The 13,274-nt window shown below is 71.5% G+C and carries 11 protein-coding genes; all 11 read right to left on the reverse strand.

The features are described 5' to 3' along the window. Positions 1 to 10 precede the first annotated feature (10 nt). A complete protein-coding gene (locus ABT299_RS06205) occupies positions 11 to 1,090 on the reverse strand; it encodes a beta-ketoacyl synthase N-terminal-like domain-containing protein (protein WP_500249982.1) in 1,080 nt (359 codons plus the stop codon). Continuing rightward, the gene (locus ABT299_RS06210) at positions 1,087 to 2,316 is read right to left on the reverse strand and encodes a beta-ketoacyl-[acyl-carrier-protein] synthase family protein (RefSeq protein WP_387028233.1); all 1,230 of its coding nucleotides are present in this window, start codon (positions 2,314 to 2,316) and stop codon (positions 1,087 to 1,089) included. Before ABT299_RS06210 ends, ABT299_RS06205 begins: the two co-directional genes overlap by 4 nt. Continuing rightward, entirely contained in the window at positions 2,304 to 3,281 is a 978-nt protein-coding gene (locus tag ABT299_RS06215; RefSeq protein ID WP_190853644.1) for a Gfo/Idh/MocA family protein, read from the reverse strand. The genes ABT299_RS06210 and ABT299_RS06215 overlap by 13 nt, the downstream gene beginning before the upstream one ends. After that, entirely contained in the window at positions 3,278 to 4,027 is a 750-nt protein-coding gene (locus tag ABT299_RS06220) for an NAD-dependent epimerase/dehydratase family protein (RefSeq protein WP_500249983.1), read from the reverse strand. Before ABT299_RS06220 ends, ABT299_RS06215 begins: the two co-directional genes overlap by 4 nt. Positions 4,028 to 4,049: 22 nt before the next feature. Further along, positions 4,050 to 5,324 (reverse strand): nucleotide disphospho-sugar-binding domain-containing protein, encoded by a 1,275-nt coding sequence (locus tag ABT299_RS06225; RefSeq protein ID WP_500249984.1) that lies wholly within the window; start codon positions 5,322 to 5,324, stop codon positions 4,050 to 4,052. 176 nt (positions 5,325 to 5,500) lie between these two features. Then, a complete protein-coding gene (soxR, locus tag ABT299_RS06230) occupies positions 5,501 to 5,962 on the reverse strand; it encodes a redox-sensitive transcriptional activator SoxR (protein WP_387028447.1) in 462 nt (153 codons plus the stop codon). A gap of 2 nt (positions 5,963 to 5,964) precedes the next feature. Further along, the gene (locus tag ABT299_RS06235) at positions 5,965 to 7,893 is read right to left on the reverse strand and encodes an ABC transporter ATP-binding protein (RefSeq protein ID WP_500249985.1); all 1,929 of its coding nucleotides are present in this window, start codon (positions 7,891 to 7,893) and stop codon (positions 5,965 to 5,967) included. Continuing rightward, on the reverse strand, positions 7,893 to 9,626 hold the full coding sequence (locus ABT299_RS06240; RefSeq protein WP_500249986.1) for an ABC transporter ATP-binding protein: 1,734 nt from the start codon (positions 9,624 to 9,626) through the stop codon (positions 7,893 to 7,895). Before ABT299_RS06240 ends, ABT299_RS06235 begins: the two co-directional genes overlap by 1 nt. Before the next feature lie 64 nt (positions 9,627 to 9,690). Then, the gene (locus ABT299_RS06245; protein WP_190853634.1) at positions 9,691 to 10,506 is read right to left on the reverse strand and encodes a hypothetical protein; all 816 of its coding nucleotides are present in this window, start codon (positions 10,504 to 10,506) and stop codon (positions 9,691 to 9,693) included. Further along, positions 10,503 to 11,459, reverse strand: coding sequence for a 3-oxoacyl-[acyl-carrier-protein] synthase III C-terminal domain-containing protein (locus tag ABT299_RS06250; protein ID WP_190853632.1), 957 nt, complete (start codon positions 11,457 to 11,459; stop codon positions 10,503 to 10,505). The genes ABT299_RS06245 and ABT299_RS06250 overlap by 4 nt, the downstream gene beginning before the upstream one ends. Position 11,460: 1 nt before the next feature. Beyond that, the gene (locus tag ABT299_RS06255) at positions 11,461 to 13,209 is read right to left on the reverse strand and encodes an acetyl/propionyl/methylcrotonyl-CoA carboxylase subunit alpha (protein WP_500249987.1); all 1,749 of its coding nucleotides are present in this window, start codon (positions 13,207 to 13,209) and stop codon (positions 11,461 to 11,463) included. Positions 13,210 to 13,274 lie beyond the last annotated feature (65 nt).

A 13,274-nucleotide genomic window follows, 5' to 3' on the forward strand; every position in this document is an offset into this window, starting at 1 on the left:
GCCTCTCCTCTCACTGGGTGCCGCCGAGCCGCAGGATCGCGGCCGCGACCGTTCCGCTCGCGGGGTCGACCGAGGTGAGCACGGCGGCGCGGCGGGCCGCGGCGGGCGTCCGTCCGGCCAGGGCGAGCACGGCGGCGAGCTGGAACGCCGCCGAGACCGCGTGGGTCTCGCCGAGAAGCCCGGTCAGCGCGGGCAGGGTGACCTCGGCGTCCACCTCCGCGTCGAGGGCGGCCGACTCGGCGGTCCCCGTGGATCCGGCCGCTCCGGAGGCGCAGGCCGCCCAGACGTCCGCGGCGGCCGGCCCGGCCGCGGCCAGGGCCCGCCGCGTCACCCGCGCCACGGCCGCCTTCCAATCGCCGTCCACGCACACGCCGAACTCCGTCGCCGCGATCTCGGCGAGGACCGGGACATCGCCCGCAGAGCCATCGGTGAGCGCGAAAATGGCGCAGCCCTCACCGAGCGGTCCGGCGTCTCCGGCGTGGAACTCCAGCCACGAGCGGGCGCGGCTGTACTCCTCGGCCGCGCCGAACAGCACGGTGCGGGCCCGGCCGGTGAGCAGCAGCCGACGCGCGTAGCTCATGGCCGACAGTCCGGTCGGCCGTCCCGCGGCGATCGTGGCGTTGGGTCCCTTGAGGCCCTGCCAGATGGCGCACTGCCCGGCGGCGCCGTTCATCACACCGTAGGGCGTGGTGGCGGGGTCGGTGTGGTAGGGCAGCGCGGCCTGCAGCGCGGTCCGGATGGTCTCCATCATCGTCTGCGCGCTGCCCGTCGTGGTGCCGAGGACCAGCCCGGTCGCGGCGTCGGCCGCGACCTCCTCCTGCAGGCTGCGCACGGTCGCGACGGCCAGGCCGGAAACCCGGTTCATGCCGCGGGTGCCCTTCTTGCCGAGCACCCCGCGCGTCTCGAAGCCGGGCACCAGCCCCGCCCGTTCGTCGGGGGTCCCCCACATGGCACGGTCGATGGCGGTGACGGCCGTGCGCCGGCCGGCCACGCCCGCGGCGAACGCGTCGCGGCCGGCGCCGAACGCCGACAGCGCCGTCCACGCCGTGATCACCGGCGTCACGATCTTCCGGGGCGAAGTTCCCGTCATGCGGCCCTCCCTCCGTGGGCGCCGAAGATCACCACGGCGTTGTTGCCGCCGAAGGCGAGCCCGTTGCTCTGGACGACCCGCAGGTCCGCGGGGGCCGACCGGTTGGGCACGCAGTCGATCTCGCAGTCCGGATCGGTCTCCTCGTGATGGATGGTGGGCGGGATGAAACCGCCCGTGATGGCCAGGCAGCAGGCCGCCGCGGCGATCGCGCTCGCCGCGCCCATGGTGTGTCCGAGCATGGACTTCAGGGAGACGGTCCGCGGCGGCCGGCGCTCGAACACGTCGTTGATCGCCCGGCACTCGGTGACGTCGTTGGCCTTGGTGCCGGTGCCGTGCGCGGAGATGAGATCCACGTCCGCGGCGCGGACGCCCGCGTCGGCGAGCGCGGCGCGCATGCAGCGGGCGATGCTTTCCTGGTCCGGCGCCACCGGATGGAAGGCGTCGCAGTTCAGCCCGTACCCCAGCACCTCCGCGTAGATCCGGGCGCCGCGGGCCTGGGCGGACTCGAGGCTCTCCAGCAGGAGCACCGCCGCCCCCTCGCCGGTGAGGATGCCCTGCCGGTTCCGGTCGAACGGGCGGCAGACGTCCGGGCTGATGGTGCCGAGCCGATAGAACGCGGTGAAGGTCTTGCGGCAGACGGCGTCGGCGCCTCCGCACAACGCGTAGTCGGTCTCGCCGAGCCGGATGGCGTCCAGCCCGTTGCCGAGCGCGTAGTTCCCCGCCGAGCAGGCCGTGGCGAAGGTCGTCGCGTCCGCGTCGGGCAGGTCCAGTTCCAGGGCCACCGCCGCCGCCAGCCGGGCCGCCGGGATGCTCCCGACGATCTCTGGGTCCCACGCCTCGGGGCCCGCCGCGACCTCGGCCTCGGTGAGCTCGTCGATCTCGCGGGAGCCGCCGTCGGTGGTGCCGATGGAGATCAGACCGCGCCGGTCCCGCAGGGCGTCCTCGTCCAGCCCCGCGTCGGTCACCGCCATGCGGGCGGCGGTGGCAGCGAACCGGGCGGCCCTGCCGGGTCCGTCCGCCGGGGTACGGCGCAGCCACTCCGCGGGCTCGAAGTCCGTCACCTCGCAGGCGTTGACGTGCTCGAACCCGGTCGTGTCGAAGGCGGTGATCGGTGCGGCGCCGCTGCGTCCCTCCCGCAGTCCGGCGGCGAACTCCTTCGGCCCCACGCCGATGCTGGAGATCACCCCGATCCCGGTGACCACTACGCGGCGATCTATCGCGGACATGAGACTCCCCTGGTCGTACGGATGTCGTCCAGCAGCTCGGCCTGCCGCAGGCAGTCGGCCGCGCCCGGGGCGAGCGATCCGTTCCGGACGGCGGCGACGAAGGCGGCCACGGTGCGCGCGACCTGGTCGTCCGGTTCGAGGACCAGCTCTTCGGTACCGGACGGGCGCTCCAGCAGCAGCGCCGGGCGATGGTCGGCGGGCGGGGTGAAGGCCCGGTCCACGATGATCTTCCCCTCGCTGCCCCACAGCGCGTACCCCGAGGTGTAGGCGTTGTCGAGCCCGAAGGTGAGATGTGCGGCGACGCCCCCCGACGAGCGCAGCAGCGCCGTGCCCCAGGTGTCCACCTCCCGGCCGGGCCCGCGTTCCGCGGTGGCACCCGCGACCGTCAGGTCCGGCCCGAGGAGATGCAGGGCGGCGCGGACCGGATACAGGCCCGTGTCCCACAGCGCGCCGCCGCCGAGGTCCGCCCGGTGGCGGATGTCACCGTCGGGCCGCCGCGGAATCGCGAAAGCCGCGTGGAACGAGCGCGGCTCACCGATCCGTCCCTCCGCCACCAGCTTCTGGACCACGGCGTGCTGCCCGTGATGGACGAACATCACGTTCTCCATCAGGACCAGGCCCCGTTCGGCGGCCAGCGCGAGCAGCCGCCCGGTCTCGGCCGCACTGGTGGTCAGCGGTTTCTCCGCCAGCACGGGCCGGCCGGCCCGCAGCGCGGCCTCGACCCACCGCGCGTGCAGCGCCGGCGGCAGCGGGACATAAATCGCCTCGACGTCGGCCAGTTCCAGCAGCGCCTCGTACCCGTGGACGGGGCGGCCGCCGAACCGCCGCGCCGTGTCGGCGGCCCGGGCGGCGTCCCGGCCGGCGACCGCGACCAGCTCGGCGTCGGGCGCGGCCGCGATCGCAGGCAGCACGCGGCGCCGGGCGATGTCCGCACAGCCCATGAGCCCGATGCGCAGCGGCCTCATGCGGGCTGCCTCTCCGCCAGGAAGGAGTCGATCACCCTGCGGTGGTAGCCGGCGTCGAAGCCGAGGGCCGCCACCTGGCCGGGCAGCAGCGCGCGCAGCCGCTCGACGCTGACCAGGTGGGCCGCCCCGCCGGCGATGTACTCGCGGCGCGCGGCGACCCCGATCCGCCGTTCGAGGTGGTCGACGATGTCCCCGACCGGAACGGCGTGGCCGGAGGCCAGGTTGACCGTCCCGCCGCGTTCACCGCGGGAGAGCAGCGCGTCGATGAGCGTGACCGCGTCGCGCACCCCGATCAGGTCGCGGGTGGCGTGGCGCTGCACCCGGACGGGGCCACCGGCGCGAACCAGCCGTGTCAGGCTGGGCAGTAGCTGATGCGGCGGCTGCCCCGGCCCCACCACGTGGGAGAGCCGGAGCACCAGATGGGCGGTGCCCGATTCACGCAGCAGCCGTTCCAGCGCCAGCTTGTGGTCGCCGTACGGAGTGTGCGGAACGGCCGGGTCGCTCTCCCGCCCGGGGCGGTCCGCGCCGTAGACCGCCGCCGACGACGTGGAGAAGAACAGCAGTGTGCGGCCGGTCTCCCGGCACCGGGCGGCCGTGTCCCTCACCAGCGCGGTCTCCCTGCCGAACGCGGTGTCGGAGGTGTCGGCCGCCCAGGACACGCCCGCGGCCAGCGCGACCACGTCGGCGTGCCGGTGCGCGATCGCCCGCAGATGCCGAGCGAGGAAACCCTTGCCCACGATCTCCATCCGGCTCACCTGTCCCCGCGCGTCACCGGTGCTCCGCGGCGAGGTTCTGCAGCAGCGGAACGGTCTCCGCCGGGCTCGGCATCGCCATCAGGTCCCGGTAGAGCTCGTCGACGCCCGGCGTGAACACGGGGTCGTTCAGCACCTGGGCGAACTGGCTCTTCACCATGTCCCGCTCGAACGCGGCGTCGTCGATGACCAGCCCCGCGCCGCTCAGGCGGACGGCCCTGGCGATGTCGTCGTAGTACGGGCCGCGCTCCGTCCACACCAGATGGGGCAACCGGTTGTGCACCGCGGTGGCGAACGTCCCGCTGCCGCCGTGGTGGATGAGCGCCGCGCAGGTCGGCAGCAGCACGTTGAGCGGGAGGTAGTCGACGACCCGGACGTTGTCCGGCACCGACCGCACCGCCTTCAGCTGCTTGGCGTTCAGCGTGGCCACCAGCTCGACCCCGAGGTCGGCGGAGATCTCGAAGAGCTCCTCGATCCCCACCTTGCTGGTTCCGTCGGGGAAGAAGCTGCGGATCCCGGCACCCAGCGACACCGCGACCCGCGGGCGCCCGGGATCGGTGTGCACCCAGTCGGGGACGACCGCCGAGCCGTTGAAGGCCACCAGGCGGGTGTGGACGTAGCGCTGGTCGGTCTGCAACCGCAGCCGCGGCGCCGGGTACTGGTCGATCGTCCACTGGCCGAGCAGAAGGTCCTCGCTGAACTCCAGCCCGAAGCGGTCCAGCATCGGCGCCATGACCTCGGCCATCGGGTCGGGCTTCGCCGTGCCGCGCAGCCGGTCGAGCACCTTGCGGCGGGTCCAGGCCACGTCGTCGATCGACCAGAGCACCCGGGCGTGCGCCGCGCCGGTGGCGCGCGCGGCGATCGCCGCCGGGAAGGAGATCGAGTCCCAGAGAATCAGGTCCGGCTTCCAGCTCCGGGAGAACTCCACCAGGTCGTCGGTCATCAGGTTGCCCTGCGCGCCGGGCGGATCGATGTTGGAGTAGCGGTCGAGCGCCCGGATGACGAGGTTGGAGGGCGGCCGCCCGCTCCCGTCGGCCGCCCCCTGGGCGACGTCGGGTTCGATGAGGTCGAGGATGCGATGGTAGAGATCGTCGCTGCCGACGGCATTGGCCTTGGGGAAGTCCCGTTCGCCGGCGGGCACCGCCGGCACCCCGAGCCGGCTGACGATCTCGGTCATCTCGGGGTGGGTGGCCAGCCGCACCTCGTGTCCCGCGGCCTGGAACGCGCCGGCGAGCGGGATCATCGGGTTGATGTGGGCGTGCGACGACGGGGCAACGAACAGGACTCGCATGTGGCACTCTTCCTGTCGATCGGACGGCATGACGAAGTGCATGCCGCAAAAGGGAATGGGGGCATGACGGCACGAGCGCATGACGGAATGACGGAATGACTTAGCGGGCGGCGCACATGACGTTCGAGCCGTCCGATCTGGCGATCGAACGGCTCGGAGCGGGTCTTCTTACGAGGTCAGGGCTCGCGCATCCGGACGGCCCCCGGCCCCTCCTCCGCAAGCCGATCTCCGGGATTGAGAAGCGCGCACGCGTCGACCGACAGGCAGCCGCAGCCGAAACAGCTCGCCAGCCGGTCGCGCAGCCGTTCCAGATAGTCGATCTGCTTCTGCAATTCCTGGTGGTAGCAGAACGACGCCCGCGCCCAGTCCTCCTGGGTGGGAGTACGGCCTGCGGGGAGCAGCGAGAGATAGAAGCGGATCTTCTCCAGCGGCGCGCCCACCTGCTGGGACGCGCGGATGAACGCCACGCGGCGGAGGGTGTCGCGGGTGTAGCGCCGCTGGTTGCCGACCGTCCGGGTGCTGGAGATGAGCTTCTGGCGTTCGTAGTAGCGGAGAGTGGAGCTAGGCACACCACTGCGCCGCGACAACTCTCCGATGGTCAGTTCCTTGGCCTGCGCGGGTAGCGGTACCTCGGTGATGGCTAACCTCCATCGGCTACCTTGAGGACGCCGTCATCGGAAGCCTCTGTCAACGTGCCGGCAAACTGGCTGTTGTACAGACGAGTGTAAGCGCCGCCGGAGGCGACGAGCTCTTCGTGCGTTCCCTTTTCCACGATCCGGCCGGATTCCAGCACCAGGATCAGATCGGCGTCGCGGATGGTGGAAAGGCGATGGGCGATGACGAAGCTGGTGCGGCCCTCTCGCAACGAGCTCATCGCGCGTTGGATGAGCAGTTCGGTCCGGGTGTCCACGGAGCTCGTGGCCTCGTCGAGGATCAGGATCGCGGGATCGGCGATGAACGCGCGGGCGATGGTGATGAGCTGCCGCTCACCCGCGCTGACGCTCTCGCCCTCGTCGTCGAGCACGGTGTCGTACCCGTCCGGCAGCGTGCTCACGAAGTGGTCGACGTGGGTCGCACGCGCCGCGTCGATGATCTGGTCCCGCGTCGCACCGTCCCGCCCGTAGGCGATGTTGTCGGCGATGGTTCCGCCGAACAGCCAGGTGTCCTGCAGCACCATGCCGATCCGGGAACGCAGGTCCGCGCGGGTCAGCTCGGTCAGATCGATGCCGTCGAGGGTGATCCGGCCGCCGGACAGCTCGTAGAACCGCATGAGCAGGTTGACCAGCGTGGTCTTGCCCGCGCCGGTCGGCCCGACGATCGCCACCGTCTGCCCGGGCTCGGCGGTCAGCGAGAGGTCCTCGATCAGCGTGCTGTCCGGGTCGTAGCCGAAGCGGACGTGCTCGAACGCCACCCTGCCGCGGACCGTGCCGAGCCGGTGCGGCTCCGCCGGGTCGGGCCGCTGCTCGTCGGCGTCGAGCAGCTCGAAGACCCGCTCGGCCGAAGCCAGGCCGGACTGGATCAGGCCGAGCATGCCCGCCGCCGTGTTCACCGACTGCCCGAGTTGCTGGGAGTACTGGATGAACGCCTGGACCTCACCGAGCGTGAGCGCGCCCGCCGAGACCCGCAGCGCGCCGACCACCGCCACGACCAGGTAGTTGAGGCTGCCGAGGAACATCATCGCCGGCCTGCCGAGCCCGGAGACGAACTGCGCCCGGGCGCTCGACCGGTACAGGCCCTGGTTGTACTCCTCGAAGGTCCGGGCGGACTCCTCCTGGTGACCGAACAACTTGACCAGCACATGCCCGGTGAACATCTCCTCGACGTGCCCGTTCAGCTTGCCCGTGGTGCCCCACTGGTCGAGGAACCAGGGCTTGGACCGCTTGGCCAGCCACTTGGTGGCCAGCACGGTGAACGGCAGCGTCGTCATCGCCACCAGCGCCAGCAGCGGCGAGATCACGAACATCATGATCAGGACGGCGACGAACTGGAGCAGCGAGTTGAGCATCATGCTGAGCGTCTGCTGCAGCGACTGCCCGAGGTTGTCGATGTCGTTGGTCGTCCGGCTGAGCAGGTCGCCGGTGGGCCGCCCGTCGAAGTGGCTCAGCGGGAGCGCCGAGACCTTCGCCTGAACGCGTCGCCGCAGCCGGAACATCGTCCGCTGCACGAAGATCGTCACCAGGTAGGCCTGGAGGATCATCAGCCCGATGGCCCCGGCGAACAGGACGACGGCCCCGAGCAGGGTGCGGCCCAGCGCGCCGGTGTCGAGGGGCTGATGGGCGCGCACGCTGGTGAACACCAGGTCGGTGGCGTGGCCGAGGACACGCGGCCCGAACAGGTAGGCGGCGACGCTGGCGATCGTCAGCACGACCGAGCCCACCAGGAACGGCAGCTCGGGCCGGGTGACCCCGGCCAGCCGGCGGGCCGTCGCCACCAGGTCCCTGGTCCGGTCGAGGTTGGGCCCGGCGAGGAAGGCCGCCGGCCCGACCCGGATCCGGGAGCCGGTGGCCTGTGAGGGCGTGGACTTCGGCGTGGGCTGCGTCGGCGTGGGCTGCTTCGGCGTGGTGGACATCAGGCCGCCTCCCGCACCGAGAGCTGGGAGTCGACGATCTCGCGGTAGACGGCGTTGCCCGCCACCAGTTCCTCATGGGAGCCCGTTCCGGCGATCCGGCCCTGTTCCAGGACCACGATCCGGTCGGCGTTCCGGATCGTGCCGACGCGCTGCGCCACGATGAGCACGGTCGCCTCGCTGGTCTCCCGCGCGAGCGCGGCGCGCAGGGCGGCATCGGTCGCCGCGTCCAGCGCGGAGAACGAGTCGTCGAACAGATAGATCTCTGGTCTGCGGACCAGCGTGCGCGCGATGGCGAGTCGTTGCCGCTGGCCGCCCGACACGTTGGTCCCGCCCTGGGAGATGGGCGACTCCAGGCCTTCCGGCATGCTCGCGACGAAGCCGGCCGCCTGGGCGACCTCCAGCGCGTGCCACAGTTCCCCGTCGGTCGCGTCGGGCCGTCCGTACCGCAGGTTGGAGGCGACGGTGCCGCCGAAGAGATACGACTTCTGCGGCACGTAACCGACGATCTCGCTGAGCCGGTCGGCGGCCAGGTCACGGACGTCCACGCCGTCCACCAGGACCGCCCCCTCCGTGGCGTCGAACAGCCGTGGGATCAAGTGGAGCAGGGTGGTCTTGCCGCTTCCCGTGCCGCCCGTCACCCCGATCACCTCGCCCGGGCGGGCGAGCAGGTCGATGTCGCTCAGCACCGCGTTCGCGGCGCCGGGGTAGCCGAACGCCACGCCGCGCAGCTCCAGGGTGCCGGTGAGCGAGGTGGTGCGGACGCCCGCGACGGCGGGCGGCACACTCGTCCGGGTGGCCAGCACCTCCTCGATCCGCTCCGCGCACACCTCGGCGCGCGGCATCATCAGGAACGTGAAGAGGGCGACCATGGTCGTCATCAGCATCGACTGCACATAGCTCATGAAGGCGGTGAGCTCGCCCACCTGCAGCGAGCCGCCGTCGACCATCCGGCCGCCGAACCACAGCACCGCGACGCTCAGCATGTTGGCCACCAGCAGCGCCATCGGGAAGAACGAGGTCATCAGGAACCCGAGGCGGCGCGAGACGGCCATCACGTCCCGGCTGGTGCGTTCGAAGCGGCGCCGCTCCGGTTCCTCGCGGACGAACGACCGCACCACCCTGATCCCGGTGATCTGCTCGCGCATGATCCGGGTGATGCCGTCCAGATGGCCCTGGAGGCGCCGGAACAGCGGCCGCATCCAGGCGATGGCCGCCCAGCAGGCCAGCACCATGATCGGCAGGACGACCAGCAGGATGACCGAGAGCGCCGGGCTCGACCGCAGCGCCAGTGCCGCCGCGCCGACCGCCACCACCGGCGCGCTCAGCATCATGGTGAGCGCCATGAGCACCATCATCTGCACCTGCTGGACGTCGTTGGTGGTCCGGTTGATGAGGGAGGGGGCGCCGAACCGGCCCATCTCGCGGGTGGAGAACTCCTGGATGCGGCCGAAGAGAGCCGACCGCAGGTCCCGGCCGACCGCCATCGCGACCCGCGAGCCGACCCGGACCGCCCCCACCGTGCCGGCGAGCTGGACGATCGCCGCCGCCAGCATCACGCCGCCGATCTCTCCGATCCGGCCGGTGTCGCCCTTGACCAGCCCCTCGTCGACGATGTCGGCGTTGAGCAGCGGCAGCGCGAGCATCCCGAGCCCCGACACCACCTGCATCGGCACGAGCAGCAGCAGCTGCTTCCAATACGGGCGCAGTTGCCTGCGCAAGAGCCGGAGCAACACGAGCGGTCTCCTTGGAGCCGGCGACGACGATGGACCCACGCTGCAAGTTGAACCATGGTTCAAGTCAAGCCCCGAGGACGGCCAGGTGGCCGTCCCCCGACCGGGGGTCACGGTCGCAGAGCACCAGCCGGTCGTACTCGGCCGTCCAGCGCGCGCCGTGCTCGGCCAAGGCGAGCCAGACGCTCGTGCAGTAGTGGCCGGGCCCGACCGGGTGAACGTCGGCGGCGACCTCCAGGGGCTTCTCCAGCCGGGACGCCCATGGCCCGACCACGACCAGCGTGTGCCCCTCCGTGCCCGCGGCCTCGGCCACCTTGTCCCACAGGCCACCGGGCTCCACCGGCGCGGGCACCGCCTCGACCACGCCCGGGCCGGGCGACACGTCGAAGACGAGCAGGACGCCCGAGCCGTGCAGCCGCTGGTCGTGGACCACGGGGTCGCGGCTCGGCACCCGGGCCTGCTCGACCGCGGCCAGCACGAACCGCTCACACCGGCCGACCCGGGCGAACGCGGCCGCGGTGCGCAGCGCGGTGAACGGGGCGCCCAGCCCCTGCTCGGTCACGGCGAAGCCGATCGCCCGCCCGCCGGTCAGATGGTTCAGGTACGGGGCGACGCTCACCGCCGGGCTGAGGTCCGGCAAGCCGTACGCGAGGAGCACGAGGTCCGGGTCCATCGCCGTCTCCGGGGCCTCCCCGACCAGGCGTTCGACGAGGTCGGTGTAGGAGACATGCCCGCCCGGGCGTTGCAGGAGGTCCTCGTCGACCTTGGCGCCGAACGGCTCGACCAGGTCGCCGAAGTACTCGCGTCCCGCCGGGGTGAGCTGGATCGCCTGTTCCGGGACCTCGGCGATCGCGGCGGCACCGTGCAGCCGCAGGCCCCTCATCGGTCACCCCCGACGTGGGTGATGACCATGGCGGCCAGGGTCATGCCGACTCCCACGGTCCAGAACAGCTGATGGCGTCCCGGCTCAAGCCGTTTCTCATCGCGCAGCGTCACGTAGTTGATGAACGGGTCGGCGGCGAGGCAGTGGCTGTATCGGGGGACGTTGTCCATGAAGACCATTCCGGGCCGGAATTCCATGTACTGCGTCATGTCGCCCAGGAAAACGATGTTGGAGTTGGTCGAGATGACGGTCTGGATGTCGGCGAGATCGCACCCTGCCCGCGCCGCCGCCTCCTTCATCACCGAGCCGAACAGCGTGGCGCGGTCCTCGGGGATGCGGTTGGCCACTGCGCCCTGCACGCGCTGCGGCCTGGAGTGCTCGCCGTGCGTGCGGGCGACGAACGAGCGGACGGGGTCGCCCGGGCCGTTCCACGACACCAGGCAGGCCGCCGCACCCTCGGCGAGAAGGCAGGCGTTGTAGATGACCTGGGTGCCGCGGCTGTAGTTCTTCTCCCCCGCCACGATCAGCGCGGTGGCGGACGGGTCGCCGTCGGCCTGCAGGAGCGCCCCGGCGGTGTCGATCGCGCTCAGGCCGCCCGCGCAGCTCTGATGGGTGAGCGCGAACGCCGTGGCGTCCCGAAGGCCCAGCGCGTCCCGGATCTCGCGGGCGGGGTCGACCGTGGACGGCCCGATCTCCTGCGCCGCGTGCACGTAGATCAGGTAGCGGACGGACCGGGGGTCGGCGGCGGCGAGGGCCTCGCGCGCGGCCGGCAGCAGCAGGTCGTAGAGATCCATCTCCGGGTCGATCCGCATCCGGTCCAGCCCCTGGATCCGGCGGAACAGATGGGTCTGCGCCGCGTTGAGCCCCAGCTCCGCGGCCCGTTCCTCGACCGTGACCGTCCGTTCCGGAAAGTGCGACGCGACGGCGTCCAGTGTGAGTGATCCGCTCAGCATCTCAGTCCTTGATCTCGCAGATGACCGTGCCGCTGGAGACGGTCTGGCCGACCTCGGCGGCCAGACCGGTGATCGTTCCGGCCTTGTGGGCGGTGAGGGGCTGCTCCATCTTCATGGCCTCCAGCACGGCGACGGTGTCGCCGGCCGCGACGGCCGCGCCCTCCACCACGAGGATCTTCACGAACGTGCCCTGCATCGGGCTGACCAACGAGTCCCCGGACGCCCGGGGGTCGCTGCCCTTCTTGGCGCCGCGCCGCCGGACGGGCGCCGCTCTCCCGTTCGTGGGCGGCGCCGCGGCAAGGGCGGGGACGAGCACCTCGATGCGCCTGCCCGCCACCTGCACCGTGATCCGCTCCCGCCTGACCTCCTCAGCGGCCTCGGGCGGATCACGCGGCAGGATCCGGTTGTCGAACTCGGTTTCGATCCAGCGGGTGTGGACGGTGAAGGGGGTGTCGCCGGCCGGGGTGAAGGCGGGGTCGTTGAGGACGGCCTGGTGGAAGGGCAGCACGGTGGGCACGCCTTCGACGCGGAATTCCGTCAGGGCGCGGCGGGCGCGTTGGATGGCCTGGTGGCGATCGGCTCCGGTGACGATGAGTTTTGCGATCAGTGAGTCGAACGCCTGGGGCACGGTCTGGCCTTGCGTGTAGCCGGTGTCCAGCCGCACGCCCGGGCCTGTCGGTGGTTGCAGGGTGGTGAGCGTGCCGACCGCGGGCAGGAAGCCGCGGCCGGGCTCTTCGGCGTTGAGGCGGAACTCGATGGAGTGGCCGTGTGGTTCGGGGTCGGTGTAGCCGAGTGGTTCGCCGTCGGCGATCCGGAACATCTCGCGGACCAGGTCGATCCCGGTGACCTCTTCGGTGACCGGGTGCTCGACCTGCAGCCGGGTGTTGACCTCCAGGAACGAGATCGTCCCGTCCTGGCCGACCAGGAACTCGCACGTGCCCGCCCCGACGTACCCGGCCTCCCGCAGGATGGCCTTGGAGGAGGTGCGAAGCAGGTCGACCTGCTCGCCGGTCAGGAACGGCGCCGGAGCCTCCTCGACCAGTTTCTGGTGGCGGCGTTGCAGCGAGCAGTCGCGGGTGGAGACGACCACGACGTTGCCGTGCCGGTCGGCCAGGCACTGGGTCTCCACGTGCCGGGGCTTGTGCAGGTAGCGTTCGACGAAGCATTCGCCTCGGCCGAACGCGGCGACCGCCTCACGGACCGCCGAGTCGTACAGTTCGGGGATCTCCTCCAGGGCACGGCCGACCTTCAGGCCGCGACCGCCGCCGCCGTAGACGGCCTTGATCGCGATCGGCAGGCCGTGCTCGACGGCGAACGCGACGACCTCGTCCGCGCCCGAGACGGGGTCCTTGGTTCCGGCCACCAACGGCGCGCCGACCTTGGCCGCGATGTGCCGGGCCTGGACCTTGTCGCCCAACGCGGTGATCGCGGCGGGCGGCGGCCCGATCCAGGTCAACCCCGCGTCCCCGACCGCGGCGGCGAAGTCGGCGTTCTCGGCCAAGAACCCGTAACCAGGGTGCACCGCGTCCGTACCCGCCTCGGCCGCGACCTTCAGCAGCTTGTCGATGTCCAGGTAACTGTCGGCGGCGGACGCACCGCCCAGCGCATACGCCTCGTCGGCGACCCGAACGTGCAACGCGTCCAGATCGGGATCGGCGTACACCGCGACACTCGCCAAACCCGCATCGCGGCAGGCGCGAGCGATACGAACCGCGATCTCACCACGGTTGGCGATCAGAATCTTGCGCACGCGGCCTCCGGAAATTCGCCCAATAAGGACACTTATCGGGAGATACTCGATACTCTCTTCGGCAC

This window comes from Spirillospora sp. NPDC000708 (genome assembly GCF_040299565.1).
In the GTDB taxonomy this organism is placed as follows: domain Bacteria; phylum Actinomycetota; class Actinomycetes; order Streptosporangiales; family Streptosporangiaceae; genus Spirillospora.

Excerpts from the sequence above, each read along its gene's own strand:
- ABT299_RS06250 (WP_190853632.1), bottom strand. The coding sequence starts at position 11,459 with ATGCTGAGCGGATCACTCACACTGGACGCCGTCGCGTCGCACTTTCCG.
- ABT299_RS06235 (WP_500249985.1), bottom strand. The coding sequence starts at position 7,893 with ATGTCCACCACGCCGAAGCAGCCCACGCCGACGCAGCCCACGCCGAAG.
- ABT299_RS06215 (WP_190853644.1), bottom strand. The coding sequence starts at position 3,281 with ATGAGGCCGCTGCGCATCGGGCTCATGGGCTGTGCGGACATCGCCCGG.
- ABT299_RS06245 (WP_190853634.1), bottom strand. The coding sequence starts at position 10,506 with ATGAGGGGCCTGCGGCTGCACGGTGCCGCCGCGATCGCCGAGGTCCCG.
- ABT299_RS06220 (WP_500249983.1), bottom strand. The coding sequence starts at position 4,027 with ATGGAGATCGTGGGCAAGGGTTTCCTCGCTCGGCATCTGCGGGCGATC.
- ABT299_RS06225 (WP_500249984.1), bottom strand. The coding sequence starts at position 5,324 with ATGCGAGTCCTGTTCGTTGCCCCGTCGTCGCACGCCCACATCAACCCG.
- ABT299_RS06205 (WP_500249982.1), bottom strand. The coding sequence starts at position 1,090 with ATGACGGGAACTTCGCCCCGGAAGATCGTGACGCCGGTGATCACGGCG.
- ABT299_RS06210 (WP_387028233.1), bottom strand. The coding sequence starts at position 2,316 with ATGTCCGCGATAGATCGCCGCGTAGTGGTCACCGGGATCGGGGTGATC.